We start from the raw sequence: 456 nt of genomic DNA on the forward strand, positions 1-456 counted from the left end.
CATCTTGCTCAAGATTCTCATCTTGCATGCTCTCAACAGGATAATCGCTTGTAAATTGTTCATCATAAAGGGCTTGTTCTTCAGGGGTAAATTTTTCTTCCATTATCTCGTTCCTTTTCGTTAAAGTTTAGGTTTTGCCTCTGATGGTTGCTGCTCGATAATTTTCAAGCTCTATTTGTAATGCTCTGATCTGCATCTCTCGCTCAGTTATCGCATTTCTTGCTCTTTGCTGTTCAAGCTGCATACGCGCTTGTTCTTGCTTTAAGAAAAGCTCAATATTCTTCTGCTGCAGTGCTACTTGTTTGCTTTGGGCATCCAGCTGATTGAGCACACCTTTTGCCTGAGTTTCTTGTTGAATAGCTGCAATTTTTGCTTGTTGCTCGGGGCTTAATTGCGGCCCTTGGTTTTGCATCATCATCTGCTGTTGTTGCTGTTGCATTTGCGCTTGCTGCGCTT

At 42.3% G+C, this 456-nt stretch carries 1 pseudogene; it reads right to left on the bottom strand.

The features are described 5' to 3' along the window. Positions 1 to 127: 127 nt before the first annotated feature. Positions 128 to 456, bottom strand: a pseudogene (locus J7R13_RS08915) (portal protein); the annotation flags it as partial.

Origin of the sequence: Bartonella taylorii 8TBB, from assembly GCF_902825155.1 — a bacterium.
Classification (GTDB): Bacteria; Pseudomonadota; Alphaproteobacteria; order Rhizobiales; family Rhizobiaceae; genus Bartonella; species Bartonella taylorii_A.